A 23,540-nucleotide genomic window follows, 5' to 3' on the forward strand; every position below is an offset into this window, starting at 1 on the left:
TCCGCTGCCAAGCAACGTACCGGCGTTCGGCAAAATGCGGCCAAAACGCTGCAATCTGCCAAAACTGTTCTAATATTCACCTGTAACAGGGAACAAGTTCTCTACATCAACTGGCCAGGGGCTGGCAAAAACGCTATAATGTCGCGCTTGATTTCACACTGCCATCAGTCATCTCTCAGCATTCACTCTTCACAGGGGTTCTATGTCGGATAACTCCCAACAGCAGCAGTCACGTTTAAAAGAACTGATCGCCCGCGGCAAGGAGCAGGGGTACCTCACCTACGCTGAGGTGAACGACCATCTGCCCGAAGATATCGCCGATCCGGATCAGGTCGAAGACATTATCCGAATGATCAACGACATGGGCATCTCCGTGTCGGAAGAAGCGCCCGACGCCGAAGACCTGCTGCTGACCGGCGGTGACTCCGCTGACGAGGCGGACGACGAAGCCGTCGCCGCACTCGCTGCCGTCGAGTCCGACGCGGGTCGCACTACCGATCCGGTGCGCATGTACATGCGTGAAATGGGTACCGTCGAACTTCTGACTCGCGAAGGCGAAATCGACATCGCCAAGCGTATCGAAGAGGGTATCCGTGAAGTGATGATGGCGCTGGCCCAGTTCCCGGGCAGCGTTAATACCATCCTGGACGCATACAATGCCGCACTGCAGGAAGAAGGCCGCTTGAGCGACATCTTCAGCGGCTATATCGATCCGGACGCCGAAGCGCCTGAAGAGGAGAGCGAAGCGCCGATCGACATCGACGAGGACGACGACTCTGACGATGATGAAGACGAAGACGAAGACGAAGACGACAACAGCGACTCCGATAGCGATGAAAAAGATCGCGGTCCGGACCCTGAAGAAGCACGCATGCGCTTCGGCCTGCTGCAGAACGCTATCGATCAGTACCAGGCGGCAGCTGCAACTGGTGATGTAAAGGCGATGTCCGAAGCTCAGGAATCCCTGGGGCTCGCATTCTCCCCGATCAAGCTGTCTCCACGCTTCTACGATCAGCTGGTCGAGCGCGTTCGTGACTATATCGACCGTATTCGTCAGCAGGAGCGCACCATCATGCGCATCTGCACCCAGCGTGCGCGCATGCCGCGCAAAGACTTCATCCAGAAGTTCCCCGGCAATGAAACCAACAGCAACTGGTTCGACGAGCTTGTTGCATCAGGTGCCGGTTACGCGCCTTATATCGAAGACAACCTCGGCGATCTCAAGCGCGCTCAGCGTCGCCTGATTCAGATCGAAGAGGAAGTGGGCATCTCCCTGTCGGAGATCAAAGAGGTCAACCGTCGCATGTCGATCGGTGAAGCCCGTGCCCGCCGCGCCAAGAAAGAGATGGTTGAAGCCAACCTGCGTCTGGTTATCTCCATCGCCAAGAAGTACACCAACCGCGGTCTGCAGTTCCTGGACCTGATCCAGGAAGGCAACATCGGTCTGATGAAAGCGGTAGACAAGTTCGAATACCGTCGCGGATACAAGTTCTCCACCTATGCCACCTGGTGGATTCGTCAGGCGATCACCCGTTCGATTGCCGACCAGGCACGCACCATCCGTATTCCGGTGCACATGATCGAGACGATCAACAAGCTCAACCGTATCTCCCGCCAGATGCTGCAGGAGATGGGTCGCGAGCCGCTGCCGGAAGAGCTGGCCGAGCGCATGGATATGCCGGAAGACAAGATTCGCAAGGTGCTCAAGATCGCCAAAGAGCCGATCTCCATGGAGACGCCGATTGGCGACGATGAAGACTCGAGCCTGGGTGATTTTATCGAGGACACCACGCTTTCTTCACCGGTGGATACCGCAACGGGCGAAGGCCTGCGCGAAGCTACCAAGGAAGTACTGGCAGGCCTCACCGCCCGCGAAGCGAAAGTACTGCGTATGCGTTTCGGTATCGATATGAACACCGATCACACGCTTGAAGAGGTTGGCAAGCAGTTCGACGTAACGCGCGAGCGTATTCGTCAGATCGAAGCCAAGGCGCTTCGTAAGCTTCGCCACCCGAGCCGCTCAGACCACCTGCGCAGCTTCCTCGACGAGTAAAGTCCTTCCAATTCAAACTATTGCGCCAATGTTACCGCACCGGTATCATTGGCGCTCCTCTTAGGGCCTATAGCTCAGTTGGTCAGAGCAGTGGACTCATAATCCATTGGTCGCAGGTTCAAGTCCTGCTGGGCCCACCAATATTTTCAAACACTTAGCTCACCTCACCACTACCTATAACGGGCAAAGTGTCCACCATCCCAACGCGGGCCAAACCGCACCACGCCGCTCACGCTAGAGCATGAGTCAGAGCAGCAATTCGGTATCGGAGTTATGTCGACAAGGCTATGCCGGACAAATGTATGGGCTGGCTAGATTATTCGTTACACCACTTTCGCTGCGCTAGCAGCGCAGGGTCGAGGGCAGCACAAAGCTCATTGTATAGGCCCGCACGCTTGGCGAGATCCTGCAACACACGGGCACGCTGAGGGGAGTGGCGAAGAGTACGCTCAAGCGATTCCCAGGTAGACGCCTTCTGTTCAGGGTTCAGCTGAGGCCAGGTGATCATGCCGACCTCAGCCAGCTGCGCCTGCACATTCATCCGCCAGGGGCCGAGCTTAAACGCCTGAACCAGTGCTTGATCGAACTCATCATCGAATTGCAGTAAACGCAGTTTAATGAAGGCCAACTGCGTCCAGGTATAGGGCCACAAGGGTCGCGCCTTAACCGAAGCCCGGTAACCTTCCAACGCACGCTCCCTGCTTGCCTGCGCGCTATCTGCACCAAATGGCTGACTCAGATAGCGCCATTCGTAGACACGTCCCAAGCGATCCCAGTAGTCACCGTTGGTGCCCGGAACCAAACTCACTGAACGTTCTGCCGCCGCCTGTGCCGCCTGCCAGGCGGGCTCTGATGGCGGTGTCTTTTTGCTACTCCAGTCGCGCAAAAACATTTCGGCTTGAGCCGATGAAACGCCTGCCAGAAAGTAGGTCACCGATAGGTATAGCATCGGCAAACACAGCAGGAGCAACAGCACGCAGAAAGGCTTGCGCCAAGGAAGTTCAACCGGACGGCGGGATGAGGACATTAGCTGAAATGTACCTGAGCAATTGACCAAGGATTCGTCGTGACAAGCTCTGCCGCTTTTTTATCACCCAACAACTGGGCGGCCACTTTTACCCCCTCGCGCAGTATGGGGGGGCGGTGCTCGACGTTATGAGCATCCGTTGCCAGTACTGTCACGCGATCTTCCGCAAGCAGCTGGTGCGCTAACGCCTCAGCAGCTTCACCAAAGCGACCAGCTACTGAGGCTGCCGTGACCTGTAGCAGGCACCCCTGAGTCAAAAAAGGCTTTAACTTGGAGGGCGTTTTCATCAGCGCCTTGTTGCGCTCGGGATGGGCGATCATCGGCAGTATCTTACGGTCGATCAACCACTGCGTTAAACGCTCGGCCCCGAAAGGTATCTCTCCGTGAGGAAACTCAAGCAGGAGCACCTTACGCCCCTGCCACTCCCCAAGAAAAGGGATCGCCTGCCGGGCAACGCCCTCCATCAATTCAAGCCCGAAGCGCACCTCGGCAGCGGACGATACGCTCAGCTTTATTCCGGCGTTAATCAAGCCACTGCGAAACGCCTCAAGCGCGGGTTGAATCGTGTCAGGCGAGTTGTCATAACGCCCGGGATGAATATGGGGAGTGCAGACCAGATGCGTGATGCCGTCACCGACCGCAATACGGGCCAGCTCAAGCGACTTGCCAAGATCTTCCGCCCCGTCATCGATACCGGGCAGAAGATGATTGTGCAGATCCACCATCCCCATAGACCTTAGGCCTCTTTCGTTGAGCCACTATAACCGTAGTAGTCGTAGTAACCACCGTAGTTATAGCCATATTTCTTCGCTTTCTTCACATCGACCTGGTTCAGCACAACGCCGGTCACCGGTGCGTTGTTCTGTAACAGCTGACCAACACCGCGCTTCGCCAACGGAATCGCGGTGGATTCAGACTTGATCACGTAGATCAACGCATTCGCGTGCGTCGACAGCACCAGCGCGTCGCTCACCGCCTGAGTCGGCGGCGAGTCGATGATGATGCGGTCATAGCGACTTTCCAGTACCTGCAACGCCTTGGCAAAACGCTGCGAAGACAGCAACTCAAGCGGATTTGGCGGTACAGTACCGGCCGAGATGATATCCACATCGCCCTCAACCGACTTGATGCAGTCCTCAAGTTTGGCAGTACCGGCCACCAAGTTTGCTAGACCGGGCGTACCGACCGGGAACTCAAAGTTCTTGGCAACAGTCGGCCTGCGCATGTCGGCATCGATCAGCAGCACCTTTTCCATCTGCGCCATGGCAAATGCCAGGTTCGCTGCAACAGAACTTTTACCTTCACCCGGAATGGATGACGTCACGACCAGCACCTTGTGTGGGTTATCCAGACCGGAGAGCACCACACCGGTGCGGATGGTACGGATCGACTCGGTAAACGCCTTGTCGCCATCATTCAACACCATACGCGCCACATCAGTACGCTGCTTGCCTTTGAGCATCGGCAGAATACCAAGCACCGGCAGGTTGAGCTTGCCCTCGACATCTTCCGTGCTCTTGAAGGTGTTGTTCAGGAACTCAAGCAGCAACACCATACCGATGCCCGCCATCATGGCCAACAAGCCGGCGATCGCGACAATCAACGACTTCTTAGGCTTCACCGGATCTTCCGGCACTACCGCCGGATCAACGATTCGAGCATTAACGGCCTCGAAATCCGATGTAGCAGAGGTCTCTTTCAGACGCGTCATGAACGTATCGTACAGGGAGCGGTTGCTATCGACCTCGCGCTGCAGTTCGCGCAGCTTGAACTCTTTACGCTTGATATCCTGAATCTGCTCCTTGTTGCGGTTAAAGGAGCCCTGCAGCGAGCGCTCGTTAGCGGTTGCCAGCTGATATTCACGCTCGATTGAAGCCACCACCTGCTCAACTTGCGAGCGCAGGTTGGCGCTTGCAGCGGACAGTTCGGTATTGGCCGAGATCATTTTCGGGTGTTTCGGTCCGTAACGGCGCGACAGCTCCTGCACCTTGGACCGGGCCCGCCCCTCCTCTGCCTTGAACTGCTGCACGAGCGGGTTACTCAGTACAGCCGGCACGGTTGCCAAACGCTCCCAACCAGCGCTCTTCATCGACGCAACCTGTCGATACTGGCTCTCGGCCTCGGCACGGCTTCTACGGGCGTCAATCAGACGATCACCTGTCTGTGACAACTCGCCACCGGCAACGGTGGTTACACCCTCAAGATCAACCAGATTCTCCGCTTCACGAAACGCCTGCAGATTACGCTCAGACTCCTGAAGCTTGGATTTAAGCGTCGATAGACGCTCATTCATCCAGTTCGTTGCCGTCTGGGTCATGTCCAACTTGGCTTCAAGCTGACTTTCGATATAGGCGTTGGCCAGTGCATTCGCCGCCTGAGCCGCCAACGCTGCATCCGCCATTTCTACCTCGACCTTTACCAGCTGCGTCTTCATAACCGGTGAAATAGTCGTACGCTCCATGAACGCCAGAACCACCCTGTCGAAGATCTGCGCTTCCGTCAGTTCATCAGACGCCTCGAAATCGGCGGGCGTTGCAATGGGCAGCCATTTGCGAATATCAAACGACTTGAGCATGCCACTGATATCGATCAGCGGTTCGGGCTGCTGGCGCGGGTCCAGTTCCGGGTGAGTCGTCAGGTTTAGCTCTCGTACAACGCGCTCTGCGAGTTCCCGGGACTTAAGCAGTTCGAACTGCGTCTGAAGGTATTCGTTGCTACCACCGTCGAGCCCGTAAATATCTTCGATCGACACGGCCTTGGCCGCCTTTTGCTCGATCAATAGCGTTGATACACCCTTGTAGATAGGGGTCACGCTCAATACCACCAGCGCTGCGAGCATCATCACGACCAGCGTGAGCGTAATAATGCTCCATTTACGGCGCCAAATTGTCTGCCACAGCTGCAACAGATCGATCTCATCATCCACTATGCGCTGAGCCAGTGACGCCCTTTCCTGTTGGTTGAAACCTGTATCCATAATCAGAAGAAGCTCTGTTCGATAGTGATGATATCGCCTGGCGCGATCCTGGTATCCAAGTCAGCGTTAAACGTGCGCTTGTCGTTGCCGTTTTCGCGGATAATCGACATTTTGCTCTTTGACGCCCGCTCAGTAAAACCACCGGCCAGGGCAATCGCCTTGCGCAGGGTTAGCCCCGGTTTGAACGGGTAGCCACCGGGCTCTTTAACCTCACCGTTCACGAAGAAATCGCGGTATTCCAGAATACTGACGGACACCTTGGGGTCGATCAGGTAGTCACCTTTCAAGCCCTTGATAATCCGCTGTTCCAACTCTGCGGCGGTTAACCCCAGTGCGCGGACCTCGCCCAAAAACGGGTATGAAAACGTACCGGCATCGGTCATGCGAAGCTGCTCAAAACTGAGATCCTCTTCACCGAATACATTGATGCTAATGACATCACCCGAACCAAGCCGATACTGGCTATCACCGGCCGACCACGCATTAACGGAAAGGATGGAAAGCGAAAGCAGCACCAGTACACGCGCTAGCAAACGTTGAATCATCTTATATCTGCCTCAAACATCTTTACGACAAAAGGGGGAGACAAGCTCCCCCTTTTTCAAGCGGCAATCTGAGAGACTGCGCTTACAGCCCCATGGTCAGCTTTACCTGATACAGGTTGCGATCGTAAGACTCGCCCGCGACGTTAGAATCGACATCCTTGTACTGGTAACCCACGCCGACGCTCATCCAGCGACGCAGTTCATAGGTCAAGCCAGCGCCGATGCGGTTAGTATCGTCTTCGCGATCATTCTCGTAGTCTTCATTGATGAAGGTATAGTTAAGATCGGACGACAGGTAAGATGACCACTCGTGGTTCCAGCCCAAGCTTGTGCTGGTGGTATCGATGTAGTTCTCAGCCCCTTCGGAGCCTTCCTCGAAACCACGACGCGTCTGCAGGGTAAAGGTTGAGTAGGTACGCGGAGCCCAGGTGACCCCCACTTCCCACATGCTCTTATCAGCGTCATCTTTGGACGCATCATCGAACTCTTTCTCACCCCAACCAAACTTGGCAGTACCGCTGGTTTTGGCCGTTGCATCCCAGGTCACACCGACGAGGTAAGCCGTCGCATCGCTATCAAGGGTAGAGCTGCTCGACTCGTAATCGTAATCGGTATAACGCACCTCGGCCAAAGCACGGGTTTTAGGCGCTACACGGTAGTAAGCCGTGGCCGAAAGGCTGGTGGTATCGCGCTCCTGATCGTCGTTCAGGCCGCCCTTGTTGTCGTAGCGCTTCCACTCCTGGTTCGCGCCGAACTCCAGCTGCATTTTGGCAGACTGGGCTCCATAGCCGTACACACCACCAATGTTATAGGTATGGTACTTGTCATTGACACCATCGATTTCGGTATCGGCCGTCTCTTCAACCTTGTCATAACCGGCATTCAGATCCAGACGGCTGCGCGAGGTGAACTCCATGTGCGCATCCAGATCCAGATGATGGTCAACGTTGTCATCATTGCGGAATGAATGATACGTTTCACTGTTGAGCGAGTAGGTTACCGAATACAGATTCACACGATCTTTCGCCGCCAGGACAAAGGTCGGGGTGATGCTGGTAATCCATGAGGAGTCTTCATTGGTGCCAACTTCACGGAAGTTGTCATCATAACGCTCGGAGAGTTCGAGGGTCGGGGTGAACTGAACCCCACCCAGATCGATCGATGCCGCTTCAATAGCCAGTGCATTGCCGCTGGTCGCCAGCAATACGGACACGCTCAGAGTGTTCAGTGCAAAATTTTTACGCATGGCAGAAAGCCCTTTCTCTACTGTTCCATTCAGGTTTCTGGCACTCCCTGTTACCAGGAGCGCAATCGAAAATTCGATCAAGTGTTCGGGCTGGCGGAACCGTTACCCCCGTTATCAGAGGGTGTATTCGTCGTGTTCACAACAGTGGTGTCACCATCTGAGGAGTTGTCCCCGTCGTTCGAGAGAGACGCCACCGCTTTGTCGACACTGCTGTTGATATCATCGGTTTTGGTCGGAGCAGCAGCTGCTGCTGCAGTCTTGATGGTATCAGCCTGATCGGGTGCAACCTTGGCGGCTTCGGTGGCAATGGCAACCGCATAATCAGGCGCGGCAGTTACCGCTGCCTTGATCGCCGCTTCGATTGCAACAGCATCATCACCCAGACCTTTCACGACTTCTGCAACGGCATCGGCAATCGCCGCGCCTTCGGCAGCTTTCACCTGATCCGCTACCGCCTGAGACATCTGCACGCCTGCCGCTTTCAACGCATTCAGTGTGGCTTCGTCAGCCATTGCGGAACCGGATGCCAAAGCAACCGCCATGGTGAGAGCAGAAAGAGTTTTACGCATGATAACTTCCCCCGAGATTTTGTTTTCCAGCGTATAAGGCAGGCGTTGAGCCCGGTGATCCCTAAATATCCTTTTTGCGGTGCAACGACAGCACCATAAAACGTATAATCCGCTGATTTTATGAGCTTGTCGCTTAAATGGCCAGTTAACAGGCCATTTTTTATGCCGCCTGTGCGACATAATATGCGCTCGGAACCAAGCGAGCTATCTGTAAGGGTCGGCCCCTACAGGAAAACGTTTAACCCAAAATGAAAGCCAGGGAGCAGTCAATTACATGAATCAGGTACGTTCACCCCTTGAGTCAACCCTGATCTTCTTTACCCTGGTACTGCTGGTGTGGGTCCCATTGCCGAGCGGCAGCAACAGCGATTGGGCTAAAGCACTGTTCTGTATCGTCGCAACTTTACTGACCGGCTGCTGGGCAGCGATGCAGCTTAACAAAGCTACGACGCACAACCGGGCACTCAAGCCCGCCCTACCCCTGTTTATGTTGCTTCTCGCCACCCAAGTCTGGGTCGCGTTGCAATGGGCGCTTGGCATTACAGCCGACTCAGGCTCCACGCTGCAAAACCTGATGCTCGGGCTTGGCTACAGCTTTCTGTTTATCCTGATCGTCGGCCTTTTCCATACCCGCAAGCGTCTGACACTGCTGATCAGCGTGCTGCTGGTCAGCGGTACCCTACAAGCGTTCTATGGCACGCTGATGACGCTATCCGGACTCGAATGGCTGCTGTTCAAACCCAAGGAGTATTATCTTGGGGTAGCCACCGGCACCTACGTTAACCGCAACCATCTGGCCGGCTATTTGGTGATGACACTTGGGCTGGGCATCGGGTTGCTGATGGCACTTCGCGATGGCGCGCCACTGCATTGGCGCAACGTGCTGGAGATGCTGATGGGGCCGAAAGCCCGTCTGCGTCTGGCGCTGGTGATCATGGTTATTGCCCTGGTGATGACCCGCTCACGCATGGGCAACACCGCCTTTTTCGCTTCACTGCTCGTCATCGGCGGCATTTTCGTACTACTAAACAAAGAACACCGGGTTCGCAACAGCCTGATACTGGCCAGCCTGATCCTGATCGACGTTCTGGTGATCAGTCAGTTCTTTGGTTTGGATAGACTCAAAGATCGACTTATCAATACGCGTGTCGAGAATGTGGTTGAAAACGGCGAGGTTGTCGCGCGTAAAAACGAGGTGCGTCTGGACGTGTTTGAGTATGGCTGGGAGCAGTTCATCGAGAAGCCTATAACAGGCTTTGGCGCTGGCAGTTTCGAATCAAGTTTTCAAACCTACCCTGGGCCAGAGATCCAGCTTCACTTTGACCATGCCCATAATGACTACCTACAGTTCGCCATCGAGTATGGGATGATCGGATGGCTAATGCTTGGTTTGTTCGTCATCGGCGCATTACGTCACGCACTCAAAGCACTCTGGCACCGGGAATCCTGGTATCGAAGCGGTATAGGGTTTGGTGCCTCCATGGCGATGCTCGGGATACTGATTCATTCAGCAACGGATTTTAACCTTCAGATTCCGGCCAACGCTGCGACATTCGTAACAGTCGCCGCCATCGCCGTGCTGGCGGGTAATCATCGAAAATCCCGCTCACATACGACCTAACGGCGTGTCAATATCCAGAAAGCCAGCCAACCAAGCACTACCCCACCGATGTTAGAGAGGGCATCTTCCCAACTGAACGTCCGGTGGGGCTGAACCCAATGCTGTACCCACTCCAATACAGGCGCCACAAAAAGCAGCACTGCCCAAACACGCCACCCCAATTTCGAACAAAAAGCGACGCCAGCACAAAAAGCCAACGCCGAGAACGCTAACAGGTGCATCCACTTGTCTGACTGGTAGAACAGGTCAGGCGGTGACTGCGGCCTGAGCAGGCCATACAGAATCGCCACCAGCACACACCAGAATAGAGTCTGCTGCAGTATAAAGGTCTTCGTGGGGGAAATCTGACGCACTTGGCGGTTCCAATAAGCTATGTGAATTAAACCTTAAAAAGGCCATATAAAAGGAATCAGACCAATCGACACACTGCCTACCAACACGCTCATAGGTACGCCGATCTTGATGTAATCCGCAAATCGGTAGCGCCCAGGACCAAATACCATCAGGTTAGTTTGATAGCCCAGAGGCGATATAAAACTCGCTGATGCCGCAAACATGACCGCGATAACAAAGGGCAAAAAGTTTACGCCCAACTGTTCAGCGACAGCCATAGCAACCGGGAACATCAACACCGCAGCCGCATTGTTAGTGATTACTTCAGTGAACACCGCAGTCAATACATACACGAATGCGAGCGCTACCCAAGGCGATAGCCCCTCTGCGAACAATAATGTATCGGCAATCGCTGTTGCAGCCCCCGTTACCGTCATAGCATTACCAAGCGCGAATGAGGCTGCAATTACCACTAGCACCGGAAGATCGATATAACGGCGCGCCTTGCCAGCCGTTACACAGCGGCTGCCAATCATTGCGCCGGCGGCCAGAAATGCGGCTTCCATAATGGGCAGGAGCCCAATGGCACTGATCGCCACCATCGCCAGCAGTATGCCCAATGCCCAGGGCGCCTTGCGAAAATCCGGCGGAGTAGAGTCGTTCAAAGCGCTGACCAACAGGAAGTCGCGCCGAAAACGGTACTGTTCGACAAACTGGTGACTCGCTTCCAACAACAGCGTATCGCCCACCCTGAGTTCGATATCACCCAGTTTTCCCGGTATTCGATTGCCCTCGCGGGAGACCGACAGGATCACGGCGTTGAAACGGGTACGAAACCGCGATTCGCGCACACTGACATTGAGTGCGGGAAACTCCGGGCCCAACACAACCTCGACAATGCATCTCTGGTGATTTTCGACGTCGAGCTTATGAATACTCCCGTTGGCAGGTTTGAGGCCTTGTATGCGTCGCAACTCACTCGCGCATTCGGGTGCACCGATGAAATAGAGCTTGTCGCCTGCGTTGAGCATACGGTCCGGTTCGGCTGCAGTAATCAGACGCCCTTGCCGATCTATTTCGGTTAAATAACCGTAAGTCAGACTACGCAGACCCGCTTGTGCGATCGTCCGCCCCACCAAGGGCCCATCAGGCTCTACCTCTACCTCCACCCCGTACTCTCGCACCTGCTCCAATTGTTCATCAACCCCGCCTCGAGCCGGCAACAGTCGATCGGACAACAAGAGCAGGAACGCCAGGCCAACCAGCAGCAGCGGAACGCCCAGCCAAGCCAACTCAAACAGGCCAAGGTGCATATCAGTTTCGGCCTGCAGCAGACCATCAACCACCAGATTGGTGCTGGTGCCGATCAGCGTGCAGGTACCGCCCAGAATGGTGGCATAGCTCAGCGGCAGCAGCAGCTTGGATGCAGGAATGCGCAGGCGTTGCGCCCAGTCCTGAATGGCGGGAATAAACATCGCCACCACGGTGGTATTGTTCATAAAGGCGCTCAGTGCGCCGGTCGGCAGCAGCATTCGCCCCAGCGCCCCGCGCACGGAGCGGGGCTGGCCCAGCAAGCGCATGGCCACCCACTGCACTGCACCGGTCTCCTTCAGGCCAGCCGCTACCACATACAGTGTCGCAATCGTTATCACGCCCGTATTGGCAAAGCCCGCCAGCGCCTCGGGCGGAGTGAGAATACCGCTAATCACCAAGAAGGCGAGCGCGGCCATCAAGATCAGATCGGCAGGTATTCTCGTGGCCGCAAGTGCAACAAGTACTGCGCCTACAGTACAAAGGGTAAGAATGGCATCCGTTTCCAAAGAAATGAGCTCCCGCTACTCAAGCCCTGCCATATTTATCTTCCAGCCGCACGATATCGTCCTCTCCAAGATAGGAACCGGACTGCACCTCGATCAGCTCCAGCGGGATAACACCGGGGTTTTCCAAGGCGTGTACCTGGCCCACCGGGATATAGGTGGACTGGTTTTCGGTCACCAGATAGGTCTTGTCACCATTGGTCACCTTGGCGGTACCGCTGACCACAATCCAGTGCTCGGCACGATGGTGGTGTTTCTGCACCGACAGTTTCGCACCCGGCTTCACGGTAATACGTTTGACCTGGTAACGCTTTCCATTGTCGATGGAGTCATAGACACCCCAGGGACGATAGACTTCACGGTGGTTCAGATGCTCGCGACGCCCTTCGGCCTTCAACCGTTCAACTACCTTCTTTACATCCTGCACCCGGTCCTTGTGCGCAACCAGAACGGCGTCCTTGGTTTCCACGATGACCAGGTCGTCGACACCAACCGTCGCCACCAGGCGGTTATCGGCATGGATGTAACTGTTGCGTGAGGAGTGGTTCAGAACATCGCCTTTCACCACATTGCCATCCACATCCTTGTCGCTAACATCCCACAGCGCCGACCAGGCGCCAATATCACTCCAGCCAGCGTCCAGCGGCACTACCACTGCATCATCCGTCTTCTCCATCACGGCATAATCGATGGAGTCATCCGGGCAGGCGGCGAAGGCTTCAGCATCCACACGGGTAAAGGTCATGTCCTGGCTCGCGTTGACCAACGACGCGCGACAGGCATCTAGGATATCGGGACGGAAGTAACCCAACTCCTCAAGATAGCGCCTGGCTTTGAACAGGAACATACCGCTGTTCCAAAGGTAGCGACCACTTTCCAGGTACTGTTGCGCTGTCGCTTCATCCGGCTTTTCGACGAAGCGACTCACCGTAAATCCGCCATCCGACAACGCATCACCCTGCTCGATATAGCCGTAGCCGGTTTCCGCATGGGTGGGCACTATGCCAAAGGTGACCAGTTTGCCCGCCTCAGCCTGGGGCAATGCCACCTGGATACTGCGGTGAAAGGCGTCTACATCGCGGATCAGGTGGTCGGCAGCCAGCACCAGCAGTACTGGATCATCCGACTGCTCGATGGCCTGTAACGCTGCCAGCGCAATGGCTGGAGCGGTGTTGCGTCCTACCGGTTCCAGCAGGATATTGGCCTGCTCCATCCCCATCTGCCGTAGTTGCTCTGCTGCCAAAAAGCGGTGCTGCTCATTACAGATAAGGCAAGGTAGCGCAACATCCAAATCGGAAAGCCGATTCAGCGTTGCCTGCAGCATGGTGAGAGTTGCATCCGCCAGGGGCAGGAACTGCTTGGGATTCAGTTGGCGCGATAGGGGCCAGAGACGAGAGCCGTTGCCACCAGCCATAATGACGGGGTAAAGCATAAAATTGATTCCTGTATAGTTTTATCAGAGAGCCGCTAAATAGGCGCGGCTGTTCTCATGTACACGTGCCTCTTGACGCATTTCATCAGGATGCCACCAACGATAGGCGCTGTGTTGCTGGTGAGGAGGCTCCAGATCTTTGCATGCATCCAGCCTCAGGTGGTAACCGAGCACCACATAATGGGTCGAAGGGGAGCCCGCGTCGTACCCAAACATGCTATCTGGATAAAAATGTTCGTACACGCCCAACAGGCGGGCCTCTTTGCGCTCAGAGGCTAGGCCTAATTCGGTTTGGGTGAGTCGTCTGAACGCGTCATCCAGCGTCTCGCTCTTGAGAATGCGGCCACCCGGTACGAACCAGAACCCTTGTGCCGGACGGTTTGTTCTCTGCCCCAGAAGGATATAACTATCGGCACGCTCCACTACCAAATCGATCGAAACCAAAGGGGTAACGGAGACGACTGTTTTAAAGGTTTCCGTGTCGATCCACATATTCAGTTTCGCAAGAGCAAGGCTGTGGACTGAACACTGCAACAAAGCGAGCAAGGAGTACATCCTTGTCGAGATAATCCCGAGCGTAATCGGCAGCAACTGTATTTGGCACAGGCTTAGACAGTGACCGCTCAATTCCAGACACCAAAGCATCAACCGATTCAGGCTCAGTACACTCCGCTATCCCCGGATATTGAGTGCATAGCATCCCCAGCGTTGTATCCGGATCTGCCGTAATCACTGTGTTGCCCCCAACGGCCAGTATGTTAGTCAATTTGGAGGGTAGTACAGCATCCGCCGCACCGCGTTTCTGTACTACCAAGTGGCAATCCGCCGATGCCAACAGGGAAGGCAGGAGTTCGTAGGGCTGAAGTGGTGCAAAGGTTAAGTTCGTCAATTCAAGGTGACTTGCCAGGTTAATCAGGCGTTGCTTTGCAGCACCATCGCCCACCATAAGAAAGTGCAGATCATCCCGTTTATTCAGTCGATGAGCAGCTTCGATGACTGATTCAAGCCCCTGTTTCTCCCCCATATTTCCCGAATACAGCACCACTCGCTTGGCAGGATCGACGCCCAAGTTTTTCAGCAGTTGGGCATTTTTCTCCACACCACAAAACCGGGATACCTCCGACCAATTGGGGAAGAACAGCAGCTTGCTCTCCTCCACCCCTTTCTGGCGGGCGCGCTTGAGCATCCCCTCAGAAATGGTGGAAACCCGTTCAAACCGGTTCAGCAACCAGCGCTCGACAACGAAGGCGATCCCTTTCAAACGGCCGCCTTTCGCCAGTGCCAACCCAAAGAGCGCATCGACCTCGTAGTCCTGAATATGGACCACGCGTTGCGCTCCGGTTAGCTTCCCTAACAGCAAGGTTGGCAATGAGCAGAACAGCGTCGGTACTACTTGAATCACCAGATCCGGCTTCCACCGCCACTGTCCCAATACAGGGAATAGGGAACTGAAAGCAAAACTAGCCAAGTGCAAAACACGTTTAAACGAGGAGGGGCTGGACGGCACGTAGAGAGGGCAACGCGTTACGCGAACGCGCTCTTCCATCAACGTTTGATATTGCCAGGTCGAATATTCAGGGCCAACTTTCCATTCAGGATAATAAGGAGGTGCGGTCACTACCCGCACCTCGTGCCCCTGCTGGGCCAGCCAGTGAGCCATCTCACCAGAGTATTTCCCAATACCTGTAAGTTCAGGACTGTAGTTGATCCCGTAAAGCAGAATCTTCATCAACCCATCCGCGCATCATCAACATGGGTCATGAACCACTCATAGGTGCTGCGCAAACCGGCCTCCAAGCCAATCGAGGCCTGCCAACCTAGAGAAGCCAAGCGTGACACATCCATGAGTTTGCGGGGCGTGCCATCGGGTTTAGTGGTATCGAAACGCAGCGAACCTTTAAACCCCGTGACTTTCGCCAACGTTTCTGCCAACTCACGGATAGTACAATCAATGCCGGTGCCGACATTGATATGGGATAGCATCGGTTGGGTATTGGCCTGATAGAGCGCTTCATCCAACTCCATCACATGAACCGAGGCTGCAGCCATATCATCCACATGCAGGAACTCGCGCATCGGCGTGCCTGTCCCCCAGATGACAACCTCATCCTGCCCAGCTAGTACCGCTTCGTGGAAACGGCGCATCATGGCGGGAATCACATGACTGTTTTCCGGATGAAAATTATCGTTGGGACCATACAGGTTGGTCGGCATCACACTGCGATAATCCCTGCCATATTGGCGGTTATAACTTTCACACAGCTTGATACCGGCGATCTTGGCGATGGCATAGGGTTCATTGGTGGGTTCCAACACTCCCGTCAGTAACGCGTCCTCCCGCATAGGCTGTTCCGCGTGTTTGGGGTAGATACATGAAGACCCCAAAAACAGCAGCTTCTGCACACCACTCATATGAGCTGCGTGAATTATATTGGCCTCGATCATCAGGTTTTCATAGATGAACTGTGCCGGATATACGTTATTCGCTTGAATGCCACCGACTTTCGCGGCGGCCAGGTAAACTTGATCGATCTCGTTATCTCGGAAGTACTTCTGGACCGCTTCCTGATCTAACAGATCAAGCTCCTCTCGTGCCGCGGTCAGGATATGGCTATAACCTTTGGCCTCGAGCTGGCGGACAATGGCCGAACCGACCATACCTTTGTGGCCAGCGACAAAAACAGTGCGTTGCATCGATGGGCGCCTTACTTATCTCAATTTTCAACCGAAACCGGTACATCATGCCCATGCTGCTTTAGCAACGCATGACGCTTAGCTACTTTAAGGTCTTCCTGAACCATCTCGGCGCACATCTCCTGCACTGTGATTTCAGGCACCCAGCCCAACTTCTCCTTTGCATTGGAGGGGTCGCCGAGTAGGGTTTCAACCTCTGCTGGCCTGAAATAACGCGGATCGACACGAACGATAACATCGCCAACCTTAAGCGCTGGGGCACTGTCCCCTTCAATAGCGTCAACAACCGCGACCTCATCAACACCGGCACCCTCGAAACGTAAACTGATACCAAGCTCCGCTGCTGACCAGGTTATAAATTCACGCACCGAATACTGCACGCCTGTTGCAATAACAAAATCCTCCGGCTGGTCCTGCTGCAACATCAACCACTGCATTCGGACATAGTCCTTTGCATGCCCCCAGTCTCGCAAAGCATCCATATTGCCCATATAAAGGCAGCTTTCCAGCCCCTGAGCGATATTAGCCAGCCCCCGTGTAACCTTGCGGGTGACGAAAGTTTCCCCTCGGCGTGGAGATTCATGGTTGAACAGAATACCGTTACAGGCATACATCCCGTACGCCTCACGGTAGTTAACGGTGATCCAGTAGGCGTAAAGCTTCGCTACTGCATAAGGGGACCGTGGATAGAAGGGAGTCGTTTCCTTTTGTGGTATCTCCTGCACCAAACCATACAGCTCAGAAGTCGAAGCCTGATAAAAGCGGGTTTTCTTTTCCAGCCCCAATAAACGAATCGCTTCCAACAGACGCAACGTACCCATGGCGTCTACATCTGCCGTGTACTCCGGAGACTCAAAGCTCACTGCCACATGTGACTGCGCTCCAAGGTTATAAACCTCGTCCGGCTGTACTTCCTGCAGAATACGGGTCAGGTTGGATGAATCAGTTAGATCCCCGTAGTGAAGGATAAAGTTTTGGTTATCGACATGGGGGTCCTGATAAATATGATCTACACGCTGTGTATTAAACGATGAAGCTCTGCGTTTGATACCGTGAACCTCGTAGCCCTTTGCGAGCAAAAATTCCGCAAGATAGGAGCCATCCTGGCCTGTAATACCTGTAATGAGTGCGCGTTTTTGCATCTTTAACTCCAACGAATAAAACATATAGATATAAAATTCATTAAACCAATATCACCTTTTCGATTATCCATGAGCACTGCGCCTCCTTAATTTCGAGGTGAAAAAATAATCACGAACCCTAATATAATGTTGATCGATAGTATAATATAGAAAAGCCGCCACTATATTACACACCATATAGATCATAAAAAAATAATATATATTTAATTCATCAAAATAACCAAACCCAAAGAATATTGATATTATAGTAAAATGTGTCAAATATAAAGAATATGATATCTTGCCAATAAAAACTGAAAACGAAGAAAAAAATCCGCTCTCAAAAGCCCCATTAGGCATTGTTATAAACAAAACAAAAAACAAAGAAAAAACCACCACATTAATAAAATCATAAGGATTAATAATTCCAAAAGCAGGACTCAAATACATATGAAGAATACGCATAAAAAAGAGCATAAAAGCGAAAACAAAAATGGAATAAAAGCCACCACTCCAAAAAACTTGAAAACTATTTTTATTAAAATAAAAAATTTGTGCAATTAGTGCACCTAGTAACCATATAAACGTCAAGTTATGCCCTATGCCACTAATCAAGTTAAATGAAAAAACAATCAAAGAAAAATAAAACACCCCCCCCTTAAACGACACCAAACGAGGCGGACTTTTTTTTACAAAAATAATACTAAATAAAAATCCATATGCGATATAAATCCACCACTCAACCGCTACAGTCCATAACGGGCGAGCACTTCCATAAGGCTTAAGCCTTAACCAATCCACCCCCAGCAATTGAGAGAAAAATTCGGATATTACATTTTGCTGAAGCATAAGAAAGCTACCGATAAAGTTCTGAACAGTAGAGTTCTCAGTAACCTTTTCGGGCCTATTGAGACCAATACTTTCACAATATATATCGATTGCAAAACAAATAATAACAACTGGAATATACAACGTAAATATACGAAAAAATCGTCTCGATATATATTCCCTCATAGAAAATCCATGTTCGAGCGCTGAACTCAATGTGCTCAAATGAATTAAAAAACCCGATATCACAAAAAAAACGACCACACCAAAAGAGCCTATATAGACACCTTTGTAACCATAGCTAGTTAGCATATGCTCAAGCAAAACAGCCTGCGCAGCAAGCCCCCGAAGAAAATCAAGTCGAAAACTAAGCTTTTCACTTATAAGTAAGTTGGCCGCCATAATTAAAATTACTCTACGTAATATATCAATGTAATTTGTATTTCCAATGAAGAACAGTCATAACTCGCAAAATAAAAATATATCTGCTAAACCCCATATCTCTTCCAAAAAATCAATGTATTAAACCCCATGATTCGGTTAACTTGATACACTCCCATCAAGTTTTGTAACGATACTGCAACTGCGGTGGAAATAGCGCCACCGAGCAATCCATATAGAGGTATGAGTAGCAATCCAAAACCCACCCCCAATACGGAGCCCCAAAAAACATTTTTACGCAATTGCCTCTCATGACCAGTCATACTTAAAAGATAACCAACTGATCCTGTTGCCACATTGATGAACTGCCCTACGGCCAATATAACTAATGCTGTTGACGCAGATCGAAAATCATCACCAAAAAGACTCATCAGCCATGACGGAAACATAAAAATGAAAATCAATATAGGTATTGATGTTGCAAGCATTAGACGTACTGACCATATCGAAACCTCTCTCACTCCGGATAAATCTCCTTCCGCGTATAACGAAGCATATTTAGGAGCTACTATTGCATTAACACCAACTAATACAAAACTTGTTAGCATCGCTGTGCGTTGAGCAGCAGAAAACAATGCTACTGATTCTACGTCAGCCCATACCCCTAACATAATTTGAGAAGACCATTGGGTACATTGAGATAGGATTACAACTCCCCACAATGTATAACTACTACTCCATAGTTTATTTATCGGGCGTGCTTCAATTTCAAAAAAATTCGGTACAGATTTCAACCACCAAAAAGACCCTATTAACAATGACAACACACAACCAACCATAAACAATACTGCTGTTTCTCTAGCAGTGCTTACAGAAACTAAAAGAAAACCTATCAAAACCAAAGAAGGAGCTATTAAGTTAATAGTTACTATAGACTTTGCTACCTTTTTTAGCCCCTGAAGAGCGTGCGCATGAATTGTATACAATGAGACAATCGGAATTGTCCACAAAAGAATAACAAATAAATCGTCAGTGATACTTTCTTTAAAAATAAATTTATATATGTACTCACGAAATTGCCAAACGAAAAGCATCAGAATAATACAAAATAACAAACACCATTCTATGGATTTTTTATACACTCCCTTCATAAGCTGAAAGTCACTTCTTGCGTTAGCAGCTCCAACAAAGCGAACCAAGCTTTGATCTAGCCCAAAACAGCCAATAGATGACAGAACGGATACAAGAGAAAACCCCAGAAAAAAAATCCCAGACTCCGTAGGGCCTAAGCCTCTCGAAATAAATAAGCTCATTAAAAAGGCACTACCAGCAGATAATATTCTGATAGCGAACCCAAGCATACCCGAAAAAATTATTTCTCTAGCATGAAAACTTGATAGAATTTTCGTCATAAACTAAGAAGCTATTAACCGAAGGGATAATTTTCGTCATCATAAGAGCAATAATAAATTTTATCAATATGTTCAGATTCGATCTTTTAAATATCTAGCTGGACTTCCCACATATATTGAATTTCCTTTGAGGTCTGAAAAAACACTACTCCTTGCGCCAACTACAACATTATCTTCGACACTAATACCAGGAGCAACAAATACATCGGTAGCTAACCATACATGATTCCCTATAAAAATATTTTTTGAAAAAATATCAAAATTATCTGAATTATAATCATGAGAACCCGAGCACAAATAACACTTCTGAGATATTACTGAATTTTCACCAATAACAATATTTCCAAGCGTATATAAACTTACACCATCACCAACCCAAGAATAGTTACCAACCTTCAACTTCCAAGGGTAAGTAATATCTACTGAGGGCCTAAATTTAACTCCTTTTCCGATTTTGGCACCGAACATTCTTAATATAAAGTTCCTCCACCCATACATAAACTGTGGAGACAACTTAAATAGGCTACCCTGAACTAGCCACCAAACTTGACAAAAAATGGCTGAACGCCCTCTAAACCCTTCAGGGACTATAAATTTACTCAGATTTTGAGTTTTCATTTTTTGTCAGCCTTCTAAATATTTAATCCATATTTTTTCTTTATGTAAACTCTAAAACTAACCATATCATAGGCATGTATCCTTGCCTCATCTATTTTAAAATCAATCAAAGCCCTATACCAGAAACCTTGAAAAAAATGAAAATAAAATCCGGACTTACCATCTAAAAAACCTAGTAGAAAAAAATATCTAACCGAAAAATAAAATAACGCCCTAAATAATTTTGGAAATCTATTGTATGCTTTTTTGAGATTTCGTTTTACATATGTAGACAACGAAAATCCTAGCTTATCTTCTTCATTAATAGGGTTAAGCTTCTCTAAATAATACTGGATCATTTCTCTTGTTGAATAACTATTATGTTTATTAGTCCACCATTCAATGTTCCTCAGATTATGGTCATAAAACCCCCCTTTTACGACAACCCTCCTCATTCCCTTAACTATCATATGCTCATCCATCCACCTGTTCTCAACTTGGCACAAACCAGAGGGCCACATACGAACTAATGTTTGAGGATATGTACCACCAAACCTTATCCAGCGATCATTGAAAACAACTCTGCGTCTAAAAGCGACTGCACAATCTTCACCCTGAGATATAGCTTTAATATTTCTAATAGCCTTTTCGTCAAAGTATTCGTCAGCGTCGACCTTTATTGTCCACCTAGTATTAATTTGAGTATGATCTAACGCCCATTGCATCTGTAATGCTTGGTTAACGAACGGGTTTTGAACTACCTGCACTTTATGAAAGCTTTTACATATTTCCAAAGTAGAGTCATCTGAATATGAATCCACTACAACAATAGCGCTACAGAACTTAAGCAAAGACTCCAAACACCGGCCTATATGAAGCTCTTCGTTATATGTAAGAACAATAGCCGTTATATTATTTTCCATATCTGATCATTTCATATAAAAATGGAGCTTTTACTTTAAGCGTAGTGATAAATGATTTTATAAAAGAGCTAATAGCAGTATTAAAATAACCGAAGTTTTCTTTCTTTATCTGGATTTGCTGCCTAAAGCTTTCTTCACTACGCATGGTCGAACTGCCGCCACAATCGAAAACACATAAAATAGAAGATACTTTATAAACAACCCTCACATTCTTTAAAAATCGGACTGTAAAGTCGTAGTCACTTGCTAAAGAATACCTCAAATCGTATTGGAGGTTACAATCTATCAATATAGATCTTCTATAATACATTGCTTGATGGTGTGTAAACATTCCGTACGACACTAGCCGATGGCTATAGGCTTTTTTCAATTTTTCCCTATCACCGTATTTCTCTAATGCATCACCATATATAAAGTCGTACCTTCCACTATCAGATAAACAGGCTACTTTCGAAAGAATACTATCTGAATAAAAAATATCGCCTGAATTCATAAATATTACATAATCCCCCCTAGATGCAATTAAACCTTTGTTCATTCCATCATATATACCGAGATCTTTTTCAGATATTAATTTCTTATTTTCAATTTTATTATCACATTCAAACCAGACCTTGATCTCTGAACAGGCACTACCATCCACTACTATCCACTCATAATCAAGAAGATCCTGAGTTACTAAACTAGCATAGGTCTTTATGACCTCATCCAAATTATTAAAGCACACTGTTACAATTGAAAACTTCATAGTGTATATATAGGTTTTATTCTTAAGGACTCATCGTCCATTTTTAGTTTTGTATAACAAGCTGCTGCTATGGAAAATGACATAAAAGAAAAAGCATAAGATATACCAGAAGGAGAAGCCCCCATAAACCATATAATAATTATTGGGATGAATATTATGTTATATCTCCCCCAATTATTAATTGAGAGATACGCGTATATAAAAAAACCGACCAAACCAAATCGTAATACTAGAAATGGAATTCCAGATTCTATATCGAACCTCATATTATCGAATAGCACAGCTAAATCTGGGTCAATATACGAATTAGTCAATGCATAAAAACCTTCCCAATAAGGTGTTCCCAAACCAATCCCAAAACATGCGCTATAAAGGTCTGAAAACGTCATATTATACGCTGCCATAACTTGAGAAAATCGCCAATAATCACCTGAATCTATAAAACTTAAAAACCTATCACCGTATCCTTCCAATACGATATAAATGAATAATGATGCTATGGTGCTAAATACAAGATAGTATGATGGTCTTTTAAATGCCCCCGAATCATAAAAATAGAATATAGTCATCATCAAAGAAAGTACTAAAACAATTTTTCCACCCGTTGCATAAGCTATTATGTAACATGAAAAAAGGGCTATATATTTACGAAAATATAAAAAAACAGGAACAAAAAAAACGGCGGTCATATCCCCAAGCGCATAAACCCTACCCACATCTTCTGCTCTTATCTTCGATATAACAACATGAGTACCTAAAGAGTAATCAATTATTATTGATATAGCCGTCAACATCACCCACAGTTCAACTACTTTCACGACCACCAAAATATAATTTATTTCTTTATTAACAATCTTTGCAAAAGTGACTATCGAAATAGGCATTATAATTATAGACCACAAATGCGATCTAAATAACTGCCATGAGCTATATTCAAAATCTTTAATCAATACAGTTATTAACGTTGTTATCAATATGCATGCCAGCAAGACAAGGTATATTTTATTTTTTATCGAATACCTTATAACACTTTTAATATCTCCCAATAAAAAAAACACCACAACCATTGCGGAAAACAACAGCACAACTCTCGATCCAACATAAAAATTCAGAGTTGACAAAGCCATATAAACAAAAAAAACAGGAATGAAATGATTCAGCTTATTAATTTTTCGATCAGAATAACTACACATTATAAATCCAGAAATTATATTTT

21 protein-coding genes and 1 tRNA gene are annotated in these 23,540 nt (G+C 49.4%); 3 read left to right on the plus strand and 19 right to left on the minus strand.

The genetic code is table 11. From position 1 onward, the window contains the following. Positions 1-202: 202 nt before the first annotated feature. On the plus strand, positions 203-2,053 hold the full coding sequence (gene rpoD, locus ADIMK_RS07225) for an RNA polymerase sigma factor RpoD (protein WP_036185655.1): 1,851 nt from the start codon (positions 203-205) through the stop codon (positions 2,051-2,053). Between the two features lie 63 nt (positions 2,054-2,116). Next, positions 2,117-2,193, plus strand: a tRNA-Ile gene (locus tag ADIMK_RS07230). A 176-nt stretch (positions 2,194-2,369) separates the two neighbouring features. Here ADIMK_RS07230 and ADIMK_RS07235 read toward each other — a convergent pair. From ADIMK_RS07235 to ADIMK_RS07260, 6 genes are all read right to left on the minus strand, one after another. Then, on the minus strand, positions 2,370-3,080 hold the full coding sequence (locus ADIMK_RS07235) for a hypothetical protein (RefSeq protein ID WP_036185657.1): 711 nt from the start codon (positions 3,078-3,080) through the stop codon (positions 2,370-2,372). Next, on the minus strand, positions 3,080-3,811 hold the full coding sequence (locus ADIMK_RS07240; RefSeq protein WP_231517014.1) for a tyrosine-protein phosphatase: 732 nt from the start codon (positions 3,809-3,811) through the stop codon (positions 3,080-3,082). Before ADIMK_RS07240 ends, ADIMK_RS07235 begins: the two co-directional genes overlap by 1 nt. Positions 3,812-3,816: 5 nt before the next feature. After that, a complete protein-coding gene (locus ADIMK_RS07245) occupies positions 3,817-6,057 on the minus strand; it encodes a GumC family protein (RefSeq protein WP_036185659.1) in 2,241 nt (746 codons plus the stop codon). A 2-nt stretch (positions 6,058-6,059) separates the two neighbouring features. Next, positions 6,060-6,602 (minus strand): polysaccharide biosynthesis/export family protein, encoded by a 543-nt coding sequence (locus ADIMK_RS07250; RefSeq protein ID WP_197027498.1) that lies wholly within the window; start codon positions 6,600-6,602, stop codon positions 6,060-6,062. Between the two features lie 82 nt (positions 6,603-6,684). After that, positions 6,685-7,848 carry an outer membrane beta-barrel protein gene (locus tag ADIMK_RS07255; protein WP_036185661.1) on the minus strand — a complete coding sequence of 388 codons (1,164 nt, stop codon included), beginning with the start codon at positions 7,846-7,848 and terminating at the stop codon, positions 6,685-6,687. 77 nt (positions 7,849-7,925) lie between these two features. Then, positions 7,926-8,417, minus strand: a complete 492-nt coding sequence (locus ADIMK_RS07260; RefSeq protein ID WP_051692654.1) for a hypothetical protein — start codon at positions 8,415-8,417, stop codon at positions 7,926-7,928. Positions 8,418-8,691: 274 nt separating this feature from the next. Between ADIMK_RS07260 and ADIMK_RS07265 the strand changes: the two genes are divergently transcribed. Next, positions 8,692-10,038, plus strand: coding sequence for an O-antigen ligase family protein (locus ADIMK_RS07265; RefSeq protein ID WP_036185663.1), 1,347 nt, complete (start codon positions 8,692-8,694; stop codon positions 10,036-10,038). On the opposite strand, the gene ADIMK_RS07270 is transcribed toward ADIMK_RS07265, so the two are convergent. From ADIMK_RS07270 to ADIMK_RS07320, 13 genes are all read right to left on the minus strand, one after another. Further along, the gene (locus ADIMK_RS07270; protein ID WP_051692656.1) at positions 10,035-10,391 is read right to left on the minus strand and encodes a VanZ family protein; all 357 of its coding nucleotides are present in this window, start codon (positions 10,389-10,391) and stop codon (positions 10,035-10,037) included. The genes ADIMK_RS07265 and ADIMK_RS07270 overlap by 4 nt on opposite strands. Before the next feature lie 33 nt (positions 10,392-10,424). After that, entirely contained in the window at positions 10,425-12,191 is a 1,767-nt protein-coding gene (locus ADIMK_RS07275; protein WP_036185665.1) for an SLC13 family permease, read from the minus strand. A 19-nt stretch (positions 12,192-12,210) separates the two neighbouring features. Next, positions 12,211-13,620, minus strand: coding sequence for a mannose-1-phosphate guanylyltransferase/mannose-6-phosphate isomerase (locus ADIMK_RS07280; RefSeq protein ID WP_036185668.1), 1,410 nt, complete (start codon positions 13,618-13,620; stop codon positions 12,211-12,213). A 24-nt stretch (positions 13,621-13,644) separates the two neighbouring features. Continuing rightward, positions 13,645-14,112 (minus strand): GDP-mannose mannosyl hydrolase, encoded by a 468-nt coding sequence (locus ADIMK_RS07285; RefSeq protein WP_036185671.1) that lies wholly within the window; start codon positions 14,110-14,112, stop codon positions 13,645-13,647. Beyond that, positions 14,087-15,349 (minus strand): glycosyltransferase WbuB, encoded by a 1,263-nt coding sequence (locus ADIMK_RS07290; RefSeq protein ID WP_081849702.1) that lies wholly within the window; start codon positions 15,347-15,349, stop codon positions 14,087-14,089. Before ADIMK_RS07290 ends, ADIMK_RS07285 begins: the two co-directional genes overlap by 26 nt. Continuing rightward, on the minus strand, positions 15,349-16,314 hold the full coding sequence (gene fcl / locus ADIMK_RS07295) for a GDP-L-fucose synthase (protein WP_036185674.1): 966 nt from the start codon (positions 16,312-16,314) through the stop codon (positions 15,349-15,351). Before fcl ends, ADIMK_RS07290 begins: the two co-directional genes overlap by 1 nt. A gap of 20 nt (positions 16,315-16,334) precedes the next feature. Then, the gene (gene gmd, locus ADIMK_RS07300) at positions 16,335-17,456 is read right to left on the minus strand and encodes a GDP-mannose 4,6-dehydratase (RefSeq protein ID WP_036185677.1); all 1,122 of its coding nucleotides are present in this window, start codon (positions 17,454-17,456) and stop codon (positions 16,335-16,337) included. Between the two features lie 63 nt (positions 17,457-17,519). Further along, a complete protein-coding gene (locus ADIMK_RS07305) occupies positions 17,520-18,665 on the minus strand; it encodes an acyltransferase family protein (protein ID WP_036185680.1) in 1,146 nt (381 codons plus the stop codon). 86 nt (positions 18,666-18,751) lie between these two features. Next, positions 18,752-20,056, minus strand: coding sequence for an MATE family efflux transporter (locus ADIMK_RS21660; protein ID WP_081849703.1), 1,305 nt, complete (start codon positions 20,054-20,056; stop codon positions 18,752-18,754). Positions 20,057-20,128: 72 nt separating this feature from the next. Beyond that, on the minus strand, positions 20,129-20,674 hold the full coding sequence (locus tag ADIMK_RS21665; protein ID WP_081849704.1) for a putative colanic acid biosynthesis acetyltransferase: 546 nt from the start codon (positions 20,672-20,674) through the stop codon (positions 20,129-20,131). Between the two features lie 14 nt (positions 20,675-20,688). Continuing rightward, the gene (locus ADIMK_RS07310) at positions 20,689-21,576 is read right to left on the minus strand and encodes a glycosyltransferase family 2 protein (protein WP_036185686.1); all 888 of its coding nucleotides are present in this window, start codon (positions 21,574-21,576) and stop codon (positions 20,689-20,691) included. Further along, positions 21,566-22,324: a glycosyltransferase gene (locus ADIMK_RS07315; RefSeq protein WP_036185689.1), complete on the minus strand. Its 759-nt coding sequence runs from the start codon at positions 22,322-22,324 to the stop codon at positions 21,566-21,568. The genes ADIMK_RS07310 and ADIMK_RS07315 overlap by 11 nt, the downstream gene beginning before the upstream one ends. Next, positions 22,321-23,517, minus strand: coding sequence for a hypothetical protein (locus ADIMK_RS07320; RefSeq protein WP_036185692.1), 1,197 nt, complete (start codon positions 23,515-23,517; stop codon positions 22,321-22,323). Before ADIMK_RS07320 ends, ADIMK_RS07315 begins: the two co-directional genes overlap by 4 nt. Positions 23,518-23,540: the final 23 nt, after the last annotated feature.

The organism is Marinobacterium lacunae, from assembly GCF_000705555.1.
Taxonomy (GTDB): Bacteria; Pseudomonadota; Gammaproteobacteria; order Pseudomonadales; family Balneatricaceae; genus Marinobacterium_D; species Marinobacterium_D lacunae.